We start from the raw sequence: 15947 nt of genomic DNA, 5'->3' as shown, positions 1-15947 counted from the left end.
GCCCTAGGTCGCCATTTTTGCTGCTTTACCCCTCAGCTCCCCCGCCATGCTTGATACCCTGACTATCGACGTGCAGCCCGCTGCCTCGTCCCGCCTCGCCGAGCTCGACTTGGCCAACCTGGAATTTGGTAAGTCGTTTGCCGACCACATGCTTGCCGTAGAATACCGCAATGGCGAGTGGCAGCAGCCGCGCATTATGCCCTACGGCCCGCTCACCATTAGCCCCGCCAACTCGGCGCTGCACTATGGGCAGGCGATTTTTGAGGGCGCCAAAGCCTACCGGCAGGCCGATGGCAGCGTATCGCTGTTTCGGCCCCTCGACAACTGGCGTCGCCTCAATGCTTCGGCCGAGCGCATGGCCATGCCCACTATCCCGGAAGAAATTTTCCTGCAAGGCCTGCGCGAACTCGTGAAGCTGGATGCGGGCTGGGTGCCGAATGCGGCCGGTAGCTCCTTGTACATCCGGCCCTACATGTTTGCCACCGATGGCTTTCTGGGCGTGCGGCCTTCCGAAACCTACCACTTTGGTATCATCACCTGCCCGGTAGCCGCGTTCTTTAACAAGCCGGTGCGCGTGCGTTTCGAGCAGAAGTATGTGCGCGCGGCCCCCGGCGGCGCCGGCTACGCCAAAAACGCGGGCAACTACGGCGCGGCCATGCTACCCAGCAAGCTAGCGCAGGATGAAGGCTACCACCAGCTGCTGTGGACCGATGCCTCGGAGCACCAGTACGTAGAGGAGTCGGGTGCCATGAACGTAATGTTCGTCATTGACGGTACGCTCATTACGCCCGAGCTTTCGACATCTATTCTCGACGGCATCACCCGCCGCTCGGTATTGCAGTTGGCCCATGATTGGGGCGTGCCCGTAGAGGAGCGCCGCGTATCGAGCCGCGAGGTAATCGCCGCCATCCAGGAAGGCCGCCTGGCCGAGGCGTTTGGCGTGGGCACGGCCGCTACCATTGCTGCCATCGCCACCATCGGCCACGAGGGCCACGACTACGACCTGCCAGCCCTGGCCGATACCTCCTTTGCTCGCCGAGTAGGGACCACGCTCGATGCCATCCGCACGGGCCAGGCCGCCGACCCCCACAGTTGGATGGTGGCCGTGTAGCGGTGAATGAGCGAATGAGTGAGTTGGCGGATGATGGGTAAAACCAGCTGAGCACTGCTTCTATCGTCCCAAAAGGCAGGTCGGAATCTCGACCTGCCTTTTTTTGTTCGACCTTTGCAGTTACCGCCTGAGCGAAGGGTTACTATAAGTCCTTCGCTCATTCACTCATTTACTCATTCACCACATGACCCAAGACCAGATAAAGGACTTGAGGGGCCGCGCCGAGGCTCTGAGGAGGTATCTTTGACTACGATACCCGTAAAGAACAGGTAATCAACGCGGAAGCCGAAACGCTGGCTTCCAATTTCTGGGATGATTCCAAAGCGGCGGAAGCCAAGCTCAAGGAAATCAAAAGTATCAAAACCTGGACCGACGACTACGAAGCCGTGCAGCAGGCCGTAGCCGATACCGACGTGCTTTTTGACTTCTACAAGGAAGGCGACGCCACCGAAGCCGAAGTGCAGGCCGAATATGACGCCACCCAAAAGAAAGTTGAGGCGCTGGAGTTCAAGCGCATGCTTTCCGATGAGGAGGACCAGTTGTCGGCCATCATCGATATCAACCCCGGCGCCGGCGGTACCGAAAGCCAGGACTGGGCTGAGATGCTAATGCGCATGTACATTATGTGGGGCGAAAGCAAAGGCTTCACCGTGAGGCAGGTAAGCTACCAGCCCGGCGAGGGCGCGGGCATCAAGTCGGCGTCGCTCGAAATCGACGGGCCCTTCGCCTATGGCTACCTCAAAAGCGAAATTGGCGTGCACCGGCTGGTGCGGATGTCGCCCTTCGATAGCAGCGGGCGGCGGCACACCTCGTTCGCGTCCATATTTGCCTACCCCGTAGTCGATGACACCATCGTTATCGATATCAACCCGGCTGACATCAGCTGGGATACCTTCCGGGCCGGCGGCGCGGGTGGCCAGAACGTGAACAAGGTCGAAACAGCCGTGCGCCTCACGCACGCGCCCAGCGGTATTATCATCGCGGTGCAGATTGAGCGCTCGCAGCTCATGAACAAGGAGCACGCACTGCGCATGCTAAAGTCGCGCCTCTACCAGCAGGAGATAGACAAGCGTAACATCGAGCGCGACAAAGTAGAAGCAGGCAAGAAGCGCATCGACTTCGGCTCGCAGATTCGCAACTACGTGCTGCACCCCTACAAGCTCGTGAAGGACTTACGCACCGGCATCGAGCGCACCGACGTGCAAAACGTGTTGGATGGCGACCTAGACGAGTACATCAAAGGCTTTTTGATGCAGAGCTAGGTGGTCTTTGAGCTTTGCTTGCTGCCTAGGTGCAATAAAAAAGGCTGCCCAATCGGGCAGCCCTTTTTATTGTCTGTAAAAGGATTAGAGTTTATCCCAGAATAGTTTGGTTGCGACATTATCGCCGGTAGTGCCAAGCGCTGCGGAAGCTGTGGTATAATTGGCATTATTAAGACTCTGCTCACTAGCTGGATAAGTGAATCGACGCGGAATAACCGTAATGCCATTCAAAGGGCTGGCAGCCAGCGGTAACTGCGGATAGTCTAACCGCCGCCACTGTGTCCAAGATTCGGTAGGCTGGTTGTATAGCGCTACCCAATACTGGTAACCAATTTTTTGCTTATAAGTGCCAGCAGCCGTAGTGTAGGCTACAGTGGGTAAAGCCAAATAGGTGTCGGCCTCAGCAGTAGTGCCGCCCCATTCTAGAATAGAAGCCGTAACACCAGCATTATAGTGTGAAGCAGCAGTGCCACCAACAGCAAAGCCTCGCTCTACGGCCTCAGCCAGCATTAACTCTACTTGTGCATACGAAACGAGCACGCCAGGCAACGTCTGTGCCCTTAGCTTATCACCAGGTTGCGATAAAGTTTCCTTGTTATTAGTTCTACCTACATTGCCCCCAACGTAGGGGTTAGTAGCTACAGCAGGCAATAAGGCCTGATTAAAGTAGTCGTCCAATCGCGGGTCTACTGCCCCAGTTACTGGTACTCCGGTTGCGTTCCCAGTAATTCCCTTCAAAGGATTAATAAAAGTATTGGCTCCAATAAAATCGGTGCGTCTGCTATTTACCAAGTCCTCGTAAAGCGGGTTGGTATTTGGCAAAGTCCGGTCGAAGGTAAGGTCAACCGCATCAGCACTTGAAGCAGGCAACCTTCCAACGGTAGCTTCCGCCATAGCCTTTGCTTTGGCTGGGTCAGCATCCGCAAGTACGAGCGCCATGCGGAGCTTCATAGCGTTAGCGAATTTAAGCCACTGGGCAGTGGTGGAGCCTGCCGTTTGAGGAAAAATTAGGTCGTTCTCTCCGGTTCCTATTTCTTTCGATGCATCGAACTTACCGATGACGGCATCTAATCTAGTGACAAGGTCAGCATAGATAGTTGCCTGGTCATCATACTTAGGCTGCAAGTTGTTTGCGTCGAGAGCCTGCGTATATGGAATATTACCAAAAACCTCCACTAGGTTAGCCCAGGCATAGATTTCCAGCAGTTCTGCTACTGCTAACGTATTATTCTTATTGGCATCAGGTACGGAGATATCAGTCGCAACGGCTGCTTTTGCAGCCCGCAAGTCGGTGATGCAGTCCCGATAAAGCGCATTCCAGTAGTTGAGTGGAATATTCCGGGTAATGAGGTCGTAACGCGACTCGGTTGGGTAGTCGGTAGCCGCCCAATACTGCATATAAAAGCGTAGTGGGTTTAGGTTAACACTAGAACTGGTAACCGTTCGAACCAGTGTACGCTCCGCATTAGTAATAAAGCCGGAAGCGGAGGCACTAGCAGCAAGCTTAGGGTTGACATTATAATCATCACCCAGATTGCTGACGCAAGAAGTAGTCAGCGCAAGTGCTGCTACCCCAAGAAGAAAAAATGACTGTTTCATATTCAAATTAGAAGCTAAGACGGATATTGGCACCAACCGTGCGTACTGCTGGATAGGCACCGGTAGAGTAGCCTTGACCAAAGTTGCCCGAGCTTACTGCATCTTCGGGGTCAGCATCAGGTAGGTTTTTGTGGATAATCCACAAGTTGCGCCCAACAATGGAGAAGTCAACGCCTCTCACAGCTTTTGACTTAGCTAGCCACGCCTTAGGTAGCGAGTAAGTTAGAGATAATTCACGCAGTTTTACGAAGCTTGCATCGTACACAAACGCTGCCGCCGGATTGGCCGTGATGCCATAGGCAGTTGCTCCGCTAGCGTCACCATTGTTATCAGCACGAACTGTGTTGGGCGTGCCATCAGCTCGTACACCAGCAAAAATAACTCCACCGCTATTGGCAGCATAGGTGCCATCGGCGTTCCGTACAATTGGGTCGCGCGATGGATTGCCGAGGTCGTTTAAGCCCGCAGTTTCTACTGGTAAGCCCGTGTCTAGACCGTAAGCCCGGTCGAGTGAGAATATAGAACCACCCTGACGAACATCAACTAGGAAATAGAGGGAAATACCTTTGTAAGAAAGGGTGTTTGAAACACCGCCCGTCCAGTTTGGGTTTGGGTTAGCAATTTCTTCATTAGAGGTAGCCGATTTGCTATAGTAGCCATTCGTGCCAACTACACGCTGGCCATTCTGATATACAAAGTTCTGGCCGCGGATGCTATTGATAGCCCGGCCGACGGTAGCATTAGTCGTTACCCCACCCTGATAGGTAGCCAGTACAATGTTATCAACGCCGTTGAGAAGCTCTGTAACGCGGTTCTGATTTTTCGTCCAGTTAGCGTTGATAGTCCAGGTAAAATTCTCGTTACGAATAGGGCTGACGTAGCCTGAGAGTTCAACGCCGCGGTTACGTACAGTTCCAGCATTCACAACGCGGCCAGTGTAGCCAATGGCCCCAGAGGTAGTGATAGTGATAATCTGGTTGATAGTGTTCGACTGGTAGATGTTTGCTTCAAAGCCGATGCGGCTATTTAAGAAAGCGGCCTCTACCCCAATTTCGGCACTTTTCGTACGTTCGGGCTTCAGGTCAGGATTATTCTGAGTGCTCGGCACTGAGAACAAAGGAACGTTGCCAAAAGGGGTAGGTTTGTCAAAACCACTGAATACGCTGTAGGGAAGAGCGCTTTGACCAACCTCTGCGTAGTTACCTCGCACTTTGCCGTAAGACAGCCATGGGGCGCTTTCTTTGGTTAGTTCCGAGAATACGAAGCCTAAAGCAGCCGAAGGATAGAAATAGGCATTGTTTCCTTTTGGAAGCGTAGAAGACTGGTCTCTTCTAGCCGTCAGGTCCAAGAATACCATATCACGGTAACCGAAAGTAGCGTTGGCAAATACCCCGTCAACCGCCTGTTGTACATCGGCCTCAGTCGGCGGGGTTATCGGCGAAATGCTGTTCGACAAAGCATAGAAATCTGGGATAGCAAGGCCACCATTCGTGGCAGCATAGATAGACCTAGTCGATTGACGACGCAGGTTGGCCCCAATCAAGCCCGTGAAGCTGACGTTTTCTACAATACGGGCTTTGAAGTTACCAATTAAGTCGAAATTTGCCTCTCGGTAGGTACGGTTGTACCGGTTGTAGCCAGACACGTTAACGCTACCAAAAGCCAAGCGCTCTTCCTGTAAGTCATCATTGGAGTCTAAGGTTACACGGCCCAATACGTTAAACCAGTCGTTCACCTTATACGTGAGAGCAACATTACCAAAAGTGCGGTAACGCGTATCTGTCTCGTAGCTTTTTGCTCGCGACCAGTAAGGATTGTTCCAATACGCACCTGTAGAAGTGTTCAGCCCATTCAAGTTCCAGGTAGCGTTGAGGCCTTGATAGTCATAGGCCTGCTCTAATTCCTTCATGTCGACGTTGGTTTGCCACCACTGCCGGAAGTTGGTCATTTGGTTTTCGCTATAGGCGCCGCTATAGCCGGTGCCGTAGCGACCTTTGCCAGTGATCGCCGAGAAGTTTACGGTGGCGCTAGCCGTCAGTCGTGGCGTTATATTCAACGAGCCAGCGAAGTTGATTACGTTCTTATTAACTTGGCTATTAGGTAATATGCCTTTGTCAATAACGCTATTGTAGCCAAGCTTGAACGTGCCTTTGTCGTTACCACCGTCGATAGTAACGCTATTATTTAACGTTACTGCCGTTTTAAAAAAGGTAGTAGGGTCGTTCTCAGCAGCCACCCACGCCGTCTTCTGCCCAAAATTATTGCTGCCAGGTTGAAAAGCGTTCCATTGGTATACTCGCAGGTTAGGGTCAAAGCGCGGACCAACTGAAGCATCGGCACTTAACTGGATGTAGTCGTCGGGTACCCCATCGCCATCGATATCTGATTGATTGAAATAGGGGCCATAGCCAGCACCGTATTCCTTCTGGTACTTGATGAAAGTGCTTTTGTCAATCCGCCCGGCCGTAATGCCACCGTTAATGGTGATGCCCAAACCCTGGCGACCCTTTTTAGTGGTAATAAGAATAACCCCGTTACCTGCCCGCTCGCCATAGAGCGCAGTAGCAGCAGCCCCTTTCAAAATGGTCATCGTGGCAATATCATCTGGATTGATATCAGATGCCGCGTTACCATAGTCGTAGCCGCCGCCACCCGTCTGCTGTCCGGTGCCGTTGGTGTTCGCATTACTAATGGGTACCCCATCCACTACAAAAAGGGGTTGGTTGTTACCAGTAATTGACTTTGTGCCGCGAATCAAGATGTTAGTCGAGCCACCTAGGGTATTACTTTGGCGAATTTGCACGCCGGCTACTTTGCCCGAGAGGCCGTTAATCGCGTTTGGGTTACGAGCGGCCGTTACTTGCTGCCCTTCCACCACAGTAGCAGAATAAGCGAGCGAGTTGCGGGTCCGCTCTACGTTCTGAGCCGTAACTACTACCTCATTTAGCTGCTTGGTATCAGCAGCGAGCGATACATTGATAGTCGGGCTGCTGCCAATGGGCTGCTCGACGCTAGCATAACCTACAAAGCTGAAGGTAAGGGTAGTGGCGGTAGCCGGCACGCTGAGTGTGAAGCTGCCATCATTACCGGTGCCGGTACCGAGTGTGGTGCCCTTCACCAGTACTGTTACACCGGGCAGGCCCTCGCCGCTCTTCTGGTCGACGACCCTGCCCGATATGCTCCGGGTCTGGGCCATAGCCGCCTGGGAGAGGCCCGCTGTTAGTAAGATAACTAAAGGAGTAAATTGTCTCATGTGAAGAGAGAAGAAGGGGATAATGAGTAAAAGTAATCTTTCAATCGAGGGATTGAGTCAGCAAGATATTCACAAAAAGTTAATTGTCGGAGCCGGTAGGCACTTTAAATTATTCTGCTGCTATCCGGTGCCACAGCGTCGAGCCTAGTGCTAGACGCTGGGATAATAAGCTTAAAATCAATAGTATAAGGGCAAAATAAACCAACGAGTGGGTGTTAGCTCCAACCAAATACAGCCTGGTAAGACTAAGCCGCAGGGTGTTACTGACCGTAAGGGCTGTTAACAATAGCAGAATCAGCGGCTGAAGTGCGCAGCGTGAACTAGATGCAACAAACCTAAATAGGTGCTCTTACAGAGCGCTCTGTCAAACACTAAAGTCGCTTGGTACTACTGTGCTAAGTACCTATCCTAGGTGACGTGCCTAGGCCAAAGCGAAAGCCGCTCGTGCGCTTTAGATTTTTGAAGCGGCCTGCTGCTACCAGCACCTCATGAACAAGACGTTGGAAAACCTATTGCAAGCGCCAAAGGGCTAAGCTACAAGCTGACTAGCACCGGTGACCTCCGCGACCTGAACGCTACTACTAAGCTGCCCCCTCGGAGGCAACTGCTGAGTAAGCCAACATGATACTAGACACCAGGGCCATTGCAGAGAATAGCCAGTTGATTGAAAAACAGTTGATACTGAATGCTAAACAGGAGCTTCATATGAAACTCTATGGCGGATAGTTGTGGCAGTAGTAAAAGTTAAGTATATGGCACTTGTATAACCAATTGTAATTGAGAATTTTACGTAAAATTCAACAAATCCTTATTTATTATATATTATGAAAATTCCTGTAGTAACTTGTTCTGTAGCTGCTAAAAAAGCTCTTGGTTATTTATTTTATGAAGTTATCTTGCACCTCGAACCTTTATCATGCTATTATCAAATAGCAAACTTTTCACTTTCTTAACCTTCTTACATTTCTCAATGAAAAGAACCTTACTAATGAGCTCGGTGCTCATGGTTACCATGTGCCAGGCAGCACTCGCCCAAACGCGAGCAGTATCAGGGCGGGTGACGGACCAGAAAACGGGGGAAGGGATACCTGGGGTAACAGTGCTGTTGAAAGGTACTACCAATGGGGCTTCAACTAACTCAGATGGCACGTTCAGTTTAACTATCCCAGCCGTTAATGGTACGTTGGTATTCAGCTCGATAGGTTACGTAACGCAGGAGCGAATTATTGGGAAAGAAGACCAGGTTAACATAACGCTGAATGCCGATGCGAAGGAGCTGAATGAGGTTGTAGTAACCGCCCTAGGTATTGAAAAAGACGTGCGCTCGCTAGGTTACGCCACGCAGGAAGTAAAAGCAGAAGACATTTCGCAGCAAGGCACTCCCAACGTGCTAGAGGCCTTGCAGGGAAAGGTAGCTGGCTTGTCTATCAGCAGCGCGAGCGGCTTGGCTGGGGCCTCGTCCAACGTGCAGTTGCGGGGTATCACGTCTTTTGGGGGTAGCAACCAGCCGCTTTTTGTGGTCGATGGTATTCCAATCAGCAATGATTTGAATTCTACTGGTGGGGGGTCGCTGGGAACGCTGGGAGCTTCCCAGACTTCTAACCGGGCATTGGACATTGACCCGGAAAACGTGGAAAGCGTTAACGTGCTGAAAGGCCCGACCGCGGCGGCGCTGTACGGTTCGCGGGCCGCTTCGGGAGCCATCATTATTACTACGAAAGGTAATCGTGGGGCGCGCAACAAGAAGCTAGAAGTCAACGTGACTTCCAGCTTTAACTTGCAGCAGGTATACGGCTTGCCTACGTTTCAAAATGAGTACGGTGCCGGCACTAGCGGCACTTTCCCCACTGCGGGCACCGGCAATATTTTTGCCAGCACCTCGAATACTAGCTCCTGGGGCCCGCGCTTTGGCACCACGCCCACTACTCAAAACGGGTTGTTGCTGAGCGATGGTACTACAGCACCTTACCAAGCTTACCCTAACAACATTAAGGATTTTTACCGCCTAGGTCGCCTATTGACCAACGGCGTGAACATTGCGGGAGGCGATGCGACGCGCAATGTGTCGCTCAACGTAAATAACTCCAACCAGCAGGGTATCACCGAGAACTCTTCGCTTGACCGGACTAGCGTCCAGCTGTCGGCTAACACCCAGCTCGTGAACAAGCTGCGGGTAGGTGGCTCGGTCAATTTTATCTCTTCGAGCACCGTAGGCCCCCAAATCGGTAATGGCAGCAGTGCTTTCGGCCAGCTCGTCAGCGTTCCGCGCAGCTACGACCTGAACAACTCGCCGTACCAGACGGCCGCCGGTACTAGCCAGTTTTTTGCTGGCAGCGACAACCCCATCTGGAACCTGCGGAACAACCCTACTACGTCGGATTTGACCCGTTTTATCAGCGTGGCTAATCTGGGCTATGATATCCGGCCTTGGCTGAGCGTGCAGTATCGCCTGGGCTATGATACCTACACCGACCGTCGCCGGCAGGTGTATGCCCTCACCTCGGCTCGCCTCCCTACTGGCCAAGTACTCGACCAATCATTTTACCGGAGCGAGCTGAATGGTGACCTGCTTATCAACCTGAAGAAAGACGATATATTCGTTAAAGGGTTAAATGCAAACCTGTTGCTGGGGAATAATATCAACTCCCGGCGGGCTCAAACCATTTCTTCGCAGGCCGATGCGCTGACGCTGCCGGGCTTCTACAACTCGGCCAACGGCACTGTATTTAGCAATGGTACGGGCGAGTCATCCAGCCTGCGGCGCATTGTGGGGTACTACTCACAGCTTAGCTTAGCCTACAATAACTACCTGTTTTTGGAGCTAACGGGGCGTGCTGACCAGACTTCTACGCTAGCGCCCGGCAACAACACCTTTTTCTACCCGGCGGCCACGTTGAGCTTTGTGTTCACCGATGCCTTTAAGATATCCAACGATTTCTTCTCCTATGGCAAGGTTCGGGGGAATATCTCGCAGGTTGGACGCGATGCGTCACCTTACCAAATTTACACTAACTACTCGGTAGTTGGCTTGGGTAACAACGTGGCTAGCCTGAGCTTTCCGTTCAACGGGGTTTCGGGATTTGGGGTACAGTCGGCCCTAGGTGGCGGTGCAACCCTGACGCCCGAATTTACCAAGTCGTATGAGGCCGGCGTTGACCTGGGCTTTTTTAACAACCGCCTGATGCTGAACCTGACGGCTTACAAGACGGTTAGCGAAAATCAGATTTTCTCAGTTACGGTGCCTACCAGCACGGGCTACTTCTCGCGTATAGCCAACGTAGGCCGCATGGACAATAAGGGCTTTGAGGCACTGGTGAACATTACGCCCGTGCGCACAAGTGCTTTCCGCTGGGATGTGACGGCTAACTACTCCTTGAACCGCAACAACATCGTGCGTATCTCGGAAGGTGTAAACCAGGCTTCGGTGGCGGGCAATGCCTTCACGGGTACTATCCCGTCCATCGTAGTGGGCCAGCCCTACGGCGTTATCGTGGGCAACGCCAAGCAGCGCGACCCCGCTACGGGCCAGTACCTGATTGACCCTACCAATGGCCTGTTCTTGCCCGAGGCAACCAACCAGGTTATTTCAAACCCGCAGCCCAAGTGGCAGGGCGGTATCACCAACACGTTCAACTACAAAGGCTTCACGCTATCGGCGCTGGTTGATGCAGTTGTGGGTGGCCAGTTGGTTTCCTTCACCGAAGGCTTCTACAAGTCTCGGGGGGCACTTACCGAAACGGGCGTTAACCGCGAGGCACCCCGCGTTATTCCCGGGGTTATCGTAACTAGCCGCGATGGGAGCGGGGCCATTACCGCTACTCGGCCCAACAACATTCAGGTAGATGCCCAGTCGTACTGGTCTTCTTTTGGCTTGCAAAGCGACCTGAACGTGTATGATGCTTCTGTATACCGCTTGCGGGAGCTTGCTTTGGGCTACACGGTGCCCAAGGAGATGCTCGGGCGCTTGCCATTTGGCAGTGTATCGGTGCAAATACTAACGCGCAACCTGCTCTACTACGCGCCGAACACGGGTTTCGACCCGCAGATAAATACGCAAGGCGCTGGTAACATTCAAGGTCTCGACTTGCAGGGGCCGCCAAACACCCGCACGTATGGTGCTACCCTACGCTTCTCGCTTTAATCCGTTATTCTTTACGATACATGAAATTCTCTTCTAAGAGTGTATTGCTGACTCGTTTAGGCTTGGCAGCTACGCTGATAGTGGGCGCTGCTGGGTGCAAAGACTACCTAGACGTTAATAATACGCCCAACCAACCTACCTCCGTAACGCCAGCGGTGCTGCTTACGGGTGTTGAGGCTACTACCGGTTTTGCGCTTGGCAATGATTTGCAGCGCGTTACATCGCTGCTTATTCAGCATTCGGCCGGTATCGGCAACCAATCGGCTACCTACGACGGCTACACGCTGCGCGGCGCATTCGATAACCAGTGGAACGGCGAGCTGTATGCCGGGTCGCTCACTAATACCCAGCAGCTGATAGACCAGAACCAGGCCACCAACCCCTTTTACACCGGTATCGCGAAGCTATTGCGGGCGTATAATTTCGCAGTAGCTACTGATTTGTGGGGCGACGTACCTTATTCGCAAGCCAGTCAAGGCCTAGTAAATCTGCAACCTCGCTTCGATACGCAAGCGGATATCTACCAAGGAAACACTGCCCAGGGTATCCAGAGCCTCTTCGATTTAGTGCGGAGCGGCCTGACCGATATCAACAACACGACTAATACCACCGCTCCTGGCGCGGATGACCTGATTTATGCGGGTAGCCGGACGAAGTGGAATAAGTTTGGCAACATGCTGCTGCTGAAGTTTGCGAACACCATCAGCCGCAAAAATCCAACGCTGGCCAAAACTGTTATTCAGGAAGTGCTCGCCAAAGGTTCGGACGCCGTTATTACGGCCAATACGGATGATGCAAGAGTGCCTTTTGGGACGACTGTTGGTAATCAGAATCCGATTTACGCTTTCAACATTCTGAATCGTCCGGATGACCAGATGCTGAGCCGGCGTTTCTTGGATTCCCTGCGTTCGCCTAAGCCGAATGACCCGCGGCTGCCGTTTTTCTGGACAACCACGCCAGTCAACGCTGCTTCGGTGACGACGCTTTATGGTACCTTCACGGGCTACGATAATGCGGGCACGCAGGTAGTACCAGTAAGCCGTGCCAACCGCTCGCGGGTGGGCACTTACCAGACCGGTACGAGCGGTGAAGGCGCTGTTCAACTGCTCACGAATTTTCAGCGGGCATTTATCCTCGCGGAGTCGGCGCTTACCCTAGGTACTGCCGGCGATGCGCAGGCCTTGTACGCGGAAGGTATCCGGGCTTCGATGACTAAAGTCGGGGTCTCGACAACTGATATCGCGGCCTATTTTGCTGCTAACCCTACGGCTGTTACGCTGGCGGGCTCGGTTGACCACAAAGTCAACCAGATTATCACGCAGAAGTGGATTGCTTGGTGTGGCAATGGATACGAAGCCTACAACGATTATCGCCGCACTGGCTATCCTCGCTTGCAGGTAGTGCAATTTCCTAACCCGGAAAGCCCGAATGCCATTCCACGTCGCCTGTTCTATCCCAACTCTGAGATTAACGCCAACACGACGCAGGTGCCGACCCCGCAGCCTAGCATTGCCACCGCAGTTTGGTGGGATGTTCGCTAGTACGGCACCGTGCTGATTGGCCTTTTACGATTCTTCCCCATGAAAAATAAATTTCTTCATCTCTGCACTTTTGCGGCCTTGGTACTGAGCCTGGGAGCCTGCAAAAAGGATTATGGTCCCACCTCCCTCGGGCCGTTGCAAGACAGCGAGGCTGGTATTCCGGTAACCGTCACCAACCAAAACTTCTTCGAGCGCGTGCCGATTGTAGTTGTGACCGGGGTACCCGCTAGCTCTTTGGTTTCCTCGACTGCTACCAACCCGTTCACCATCACGTTCCAGATTCCTGCCGACAAGGGCACGATTAAGGAGATTACCAGAGTGCAGACTGGCGCTACGGGCCTAGGGTTGCTTTCGACCGGTACGGCTGCGCAAGCCTACAACTACGATGCAACGAGCGGTGCCACGAAGCCCGTGGTAGGAAATGGCACCAACACCATCACCTTCACTTCTAGTGTAGCGGAGTATCGGAGCTTCCGCGCTCGCTTTGGCACCGGAGCCGGGAACGCAGGGTATGTTTTCCCTGATATCACGGCCACCAACTCTACCAGCGCATTTAATGCGCAGGCGCCTAATCAATTGCGTTATTTCTTTTTGCTGACGCTGGGCGATGGTACGCAAATCATCCCGATGGAAGTTCGGGTGCGCTTGCTTCAATAAGAGCAAGCGGTTAACTGCTAACAAAAAACCCCAGCTAGTTCAGCTGGGGTTTTTTGTTAGGAAGCGGAAGGGAGCGCATCAAGTCGCAAGACTACGGGCGCGGTAGAAATAGGGGCTTGCAGCCAAGCTAAAATGCGGCTTGCGGCACTCGTCGGATTTTGTAATTGACCCTCCGCGTGCAGCCCCGCAAACTTCGCCCGCTCGCTAAACTGCCCCACCTCCGCCATGCGAATGCGCGCCTGCATGGCCGTATCAACCACGCCCGGCGCCAGCGCCCAGATGCGGGCGCCCGAGCCGCGCAAATCCTGCTCCTTCTGTGCCGTTTCGGACAGCGAATTAAGCGCCGCTTTCGAGGCGCAGTAGGCGGCCCAGCCATCAACCGGGCGCTGCGCGGCCCCACTGCTGATGTTGAGCACGGTGCGCGGAATGCTAATTTGACCAGCGTAGGCGCTCAAAAACGTGTTCATGAGCATGGCAGGCGCTACTGCGTTTAGGTTAAATACGAACTGGAAGTGCTCGTTGGGCAGTTCGCCCACGTAGCCAATTTCGCCTAGGGTGCCCGCGTTGTTGATGAGCGTGAGACTCTGCGCATCGGGGCGGGGCCCGAAAATTTTCTCTAGGTTGTGCCCTACGGCTTCAATATCCGACAGGTCGAGCGGCTGGTGTTGGTAGCGCGGGTGCTCGATAGTGGCGTGGCGCGAGATACCGAGCACCTGCGTATCGGGCCGTTGCAAGATGGCTTCGGCCAAAGCCTTTCCTAGGCCTTGGCTGGCGCCCGTGATGAGGTAATAGTGCATAAGCAGGAAGTGAGGGCCTAAAAGACAAGAACCGGTAATCAGCTACGTGCTGGCTACCGGCTCTGTTGGCTTGTGCGCCTACCCTAGGGCTGGCTTGGCCTAATCAACTCACAGAATATACTGGCTCATATCGCGGTTTTTCACCATGTCGCGCAGGCGTTCTTCTACGAGCTGGGGCGTGATGGTGAGCTGCGTGCCAGCCGGCAGCTTATCAGGCACGTCAAAAAGCAGCTCGTTGAGCAAGCGGCTCATCACCGTGTGCAGGCGGCGCGCACCAATGTTCTCGACCTCCGAGTTTACTTCAAACGCGATTTCGGCCACCTTCAGCAAAGCGGCGTCCTCAAATTCCAGTTGCACGTCTTCGGCCATCAATAGCGCTTGGTACTGCTTGGTGAGGGCGTTTTTGGGGTCTTTCAGAATGCGGTAGAAGTCGTCCTTGGTCAGGCTTTGTAGCTCGACGCGGATGGGAAAGCGGCCCTGTAACTCGGGGATGAGGTCGCTGGGCTTGCTCACGTGGAAGGCGCCGGCGGCGATGAACAGGATGTGGTCGGTGTTGACCACGCCGTACTTGGTGTTCACAGCCGAGCCCTCTACGATGGGCAGTAGGTCGCGCTGCACGCCCTGGCGGCTCACGTCGGGGCCGCCGCTTTTACCGCCGCCGCTGGTGGCTACCTTGTCGATTTCATCGATGAAGATGATGCCCGCGTTTTCGGCCTGCCGAATAGCTTCTTCCTTCACCTCGTCCATGTCTACGAGCTTGGCGGCTTCCTCTTCGAGGAGCAGCTTGCGGGCTTCGGCCACGGTCACTTTGCGCTTGCGCGATTTCTTAGGCATCATATTGCCCAACATGTCTTGCAGGCCCGACATGGTGGCCTCATCCATCATACCCGGCGCGCCCATAATGCCCACGCTCGGGCCGCCCTGCGCCACGTTGATTTCGATGCGGCGGTCTTCGAGCTCGCCGTTGCGGATTTTCTGACGAAAGCGCTCGCGGGTGCGCTCATTCAGCTCCTGGTCCGAGTTAGGCATGGCGTCCGGCGCGCTACCCTCGCCAATACCGAAGCCTAGGTTGCTGTGGCTGATGCTATTATCCTTAGCTGGCGCCTTCATGGGCGGAATGAGCGCGTCAAGAATAATATCCTCCACGGCTTGGGCAGCCTGGACCTTTACTTCTTCCTGGCGGCGCTGACGCAAGCGGCTTACCGACTGCTCGGTCAGGTCGCGCACCATGCTTTCCACGTCGCGGCCCACGTAGCCAACTTCTGTGAATTTGCTGGCTTCCACCTTCACAAAAGGTGCGTCGGCGAGGTGGGCCAGGCGGCGGGCAATCTCGGTTTTGCCCACGCCGGTGGCCCCAATCATCAAGATATTATTGGGTACAATCTCCTGCTGCATATCGGCCGGCGCGTGCAGGCGCCGCCAGCGGTTGCGCAACGCAATGGCTACGTGGCGCTTGGCTTCGTGCTGGCCAATAATGTATTTGTCGAGCTCAGCCACAATCTGGGCTGGGGTGAGGTAGTCTTTCATATTATCTGGGTTCGCGCAGTGTTACGGAGAGGTGAAGCGTAGTGTTCCGCCGTGCTACC

9 protein-coding genes are annotated in these 15947 nt (G+C 53.8%); 5 read left to right on the top strand and 4 right to left on the bottom strand.

All coding sequences use genetic code 11. The features are described from left to right. Positions 1–46 precede the first annotated feature (46 nt). The gene (locus ACFSDX_RS13210) at positions 47–1111 is read left to right on the top strand and encodes a branched-chain amino acid aminotransferase (protein WP_382314257.1); all 1065 of its coding nucleotides are present in this window, start codon (positions 47–49) and stop codon (positions 1109–1111) included. A 184-nt stretch (positions 1112–1295) separates the two neighbouring features. Continuing rightward, positions 1296–2373, top strand: a protein-coding gene (gene prfB, locus ACFSDX_RS13205; protein ID WP_382314255.1) for a peptide chain release factor 2 whose coding sequence is annotated in 2 segments (ribosomal slippage) — positions 1296–1346 and positions 1348–2373 — 1077 coding nt in all. Because the reading frame shifts where the segments join, the coding sequence is not laid out codon by codon here. Between the two features lie 84 nt (positions 2374–2457). Here the strand turns inward: prfB and ACFSDX_RS13200 are convergent. Both ACFSDX_RS13200 and ACFSDX_RS13195 read right to left on the bottom strand, forming a co-directional pair. Further along, a complete protein-coding gene (locus ACFSDX_RS13200; RefSeq protein WP_382314253.1) occupies positions 2458–3972 on the bottom strand; it encodes a SusD/RagB family nutrient-binding outer membrane lipoprotein in 1515 nt (504 codons plus the stop codon). 7 nt (positions 3973–3979) lie between these two features. Further along, complete coding sequence (locus tag ACFSDX_RS13195) at positions 3980–7225, bottom strand: SusC/RagA family TonB-linked outer membrane protein (RefSeq protein WP_382314251.1); 3246 nt, start codon at positions 7223–7225, stop codon at positions 3980–3982. A 970-nt stretch (positions 7226–8195) separates the two neighbouring features. Here ACFSDX_RS13195 and ACFSDX_RS13190 point away from each other — a divergent pair. Genes ACFSDX_RS13190 through ACFSDX_RS13180 form a run of 3 tightly spaced genes read left to right on the top strand, consistent with a single transcriptional unit; the run spans position 8196 to position 13564 of the window. Then, entirely contained in the window at positions 8196–11366 is a 3171-nt protein-coding gene (locus ACFSDX_RS13190) for a SusC/RagA family TonB-linked outer membrane protein (protein WP_382314249.1), read from the top strand. A gap of 20 nt (positions 11367–11386) precedes the next feature. Next, positions 11387–12907, top strand: coding sequence for a SusD/RagB family nutrient-binding outer membrane lipoprotein (locus ACFSDX_RS13185; RefSeq protein WP_382314247.1), 1521 nt, complete (start codon positions 11387–11389; stop codon positions 12905–12907). Between the two features lie 39 nt (positions 12908–12946). Then, complete coding sequence (locus ACFSDX_RS13180; RefSeq protein WP_382314245.1) at positions 12947–13564, top strand: hypothetical protein; 618 nt, start codon at positions 12947–12949, stop codon at positions 13562–13564. A 56-nt stretch (positions 13565–13620) separates the two neighbouring features. Here ACFSDX_RS13180 and ACFSDX_RS13175 read toward each other — a convergent pair whose 3' ends face one another. Both ACFSDX_RS13175 and hslU read right to left on the bottom strand, forming a co-directional pair. Further along, positions 13621–14361 (bottom strand): SDR family NAD(P)-dependent oxidoreductase, encoded by a 741-nt coding sequence (locus ACFSDX_RS13175; protein WP_382314244.1) that lies wholly within the window; start codon positions 14359–14361, stop codon positions 13621–13623. 108 nt (positions 14362–14469) lie between these two features. Continuing rightward, the gene (hslU, locus tag ACFSDX_RS13170; RefSeq protein ID WP_382314242.1) at positions 14470–15888 is read right to left on the bottom strand and encodes an ATP-dependent protease ATPase subunit HslU; all 1419 of its coding nucleotides are present in this window, start codon (positions 15886–15888) and stop codon (positions 14470–14472) included. Between the last annotated feature and the right edge of the window lie 59 nt (positions 15889–15947).

Origin of the sequence: Hymenobacter bucti, assembly GCF_042681145.1 — a bacterium.
In the GTDB taxonomy this organism is placed as follows: Bacteria; Bacteroidota; Bacteroidia; order Cytophagales; family Hymenobacteraceae; genus Hymenobacter; species Hymenobacter bucti.
The sequence above is the reverse complement of the archived record's forward strand: the minus strand, read 5'-3'. Positions and strand labels throughout refer to the sequence as shown.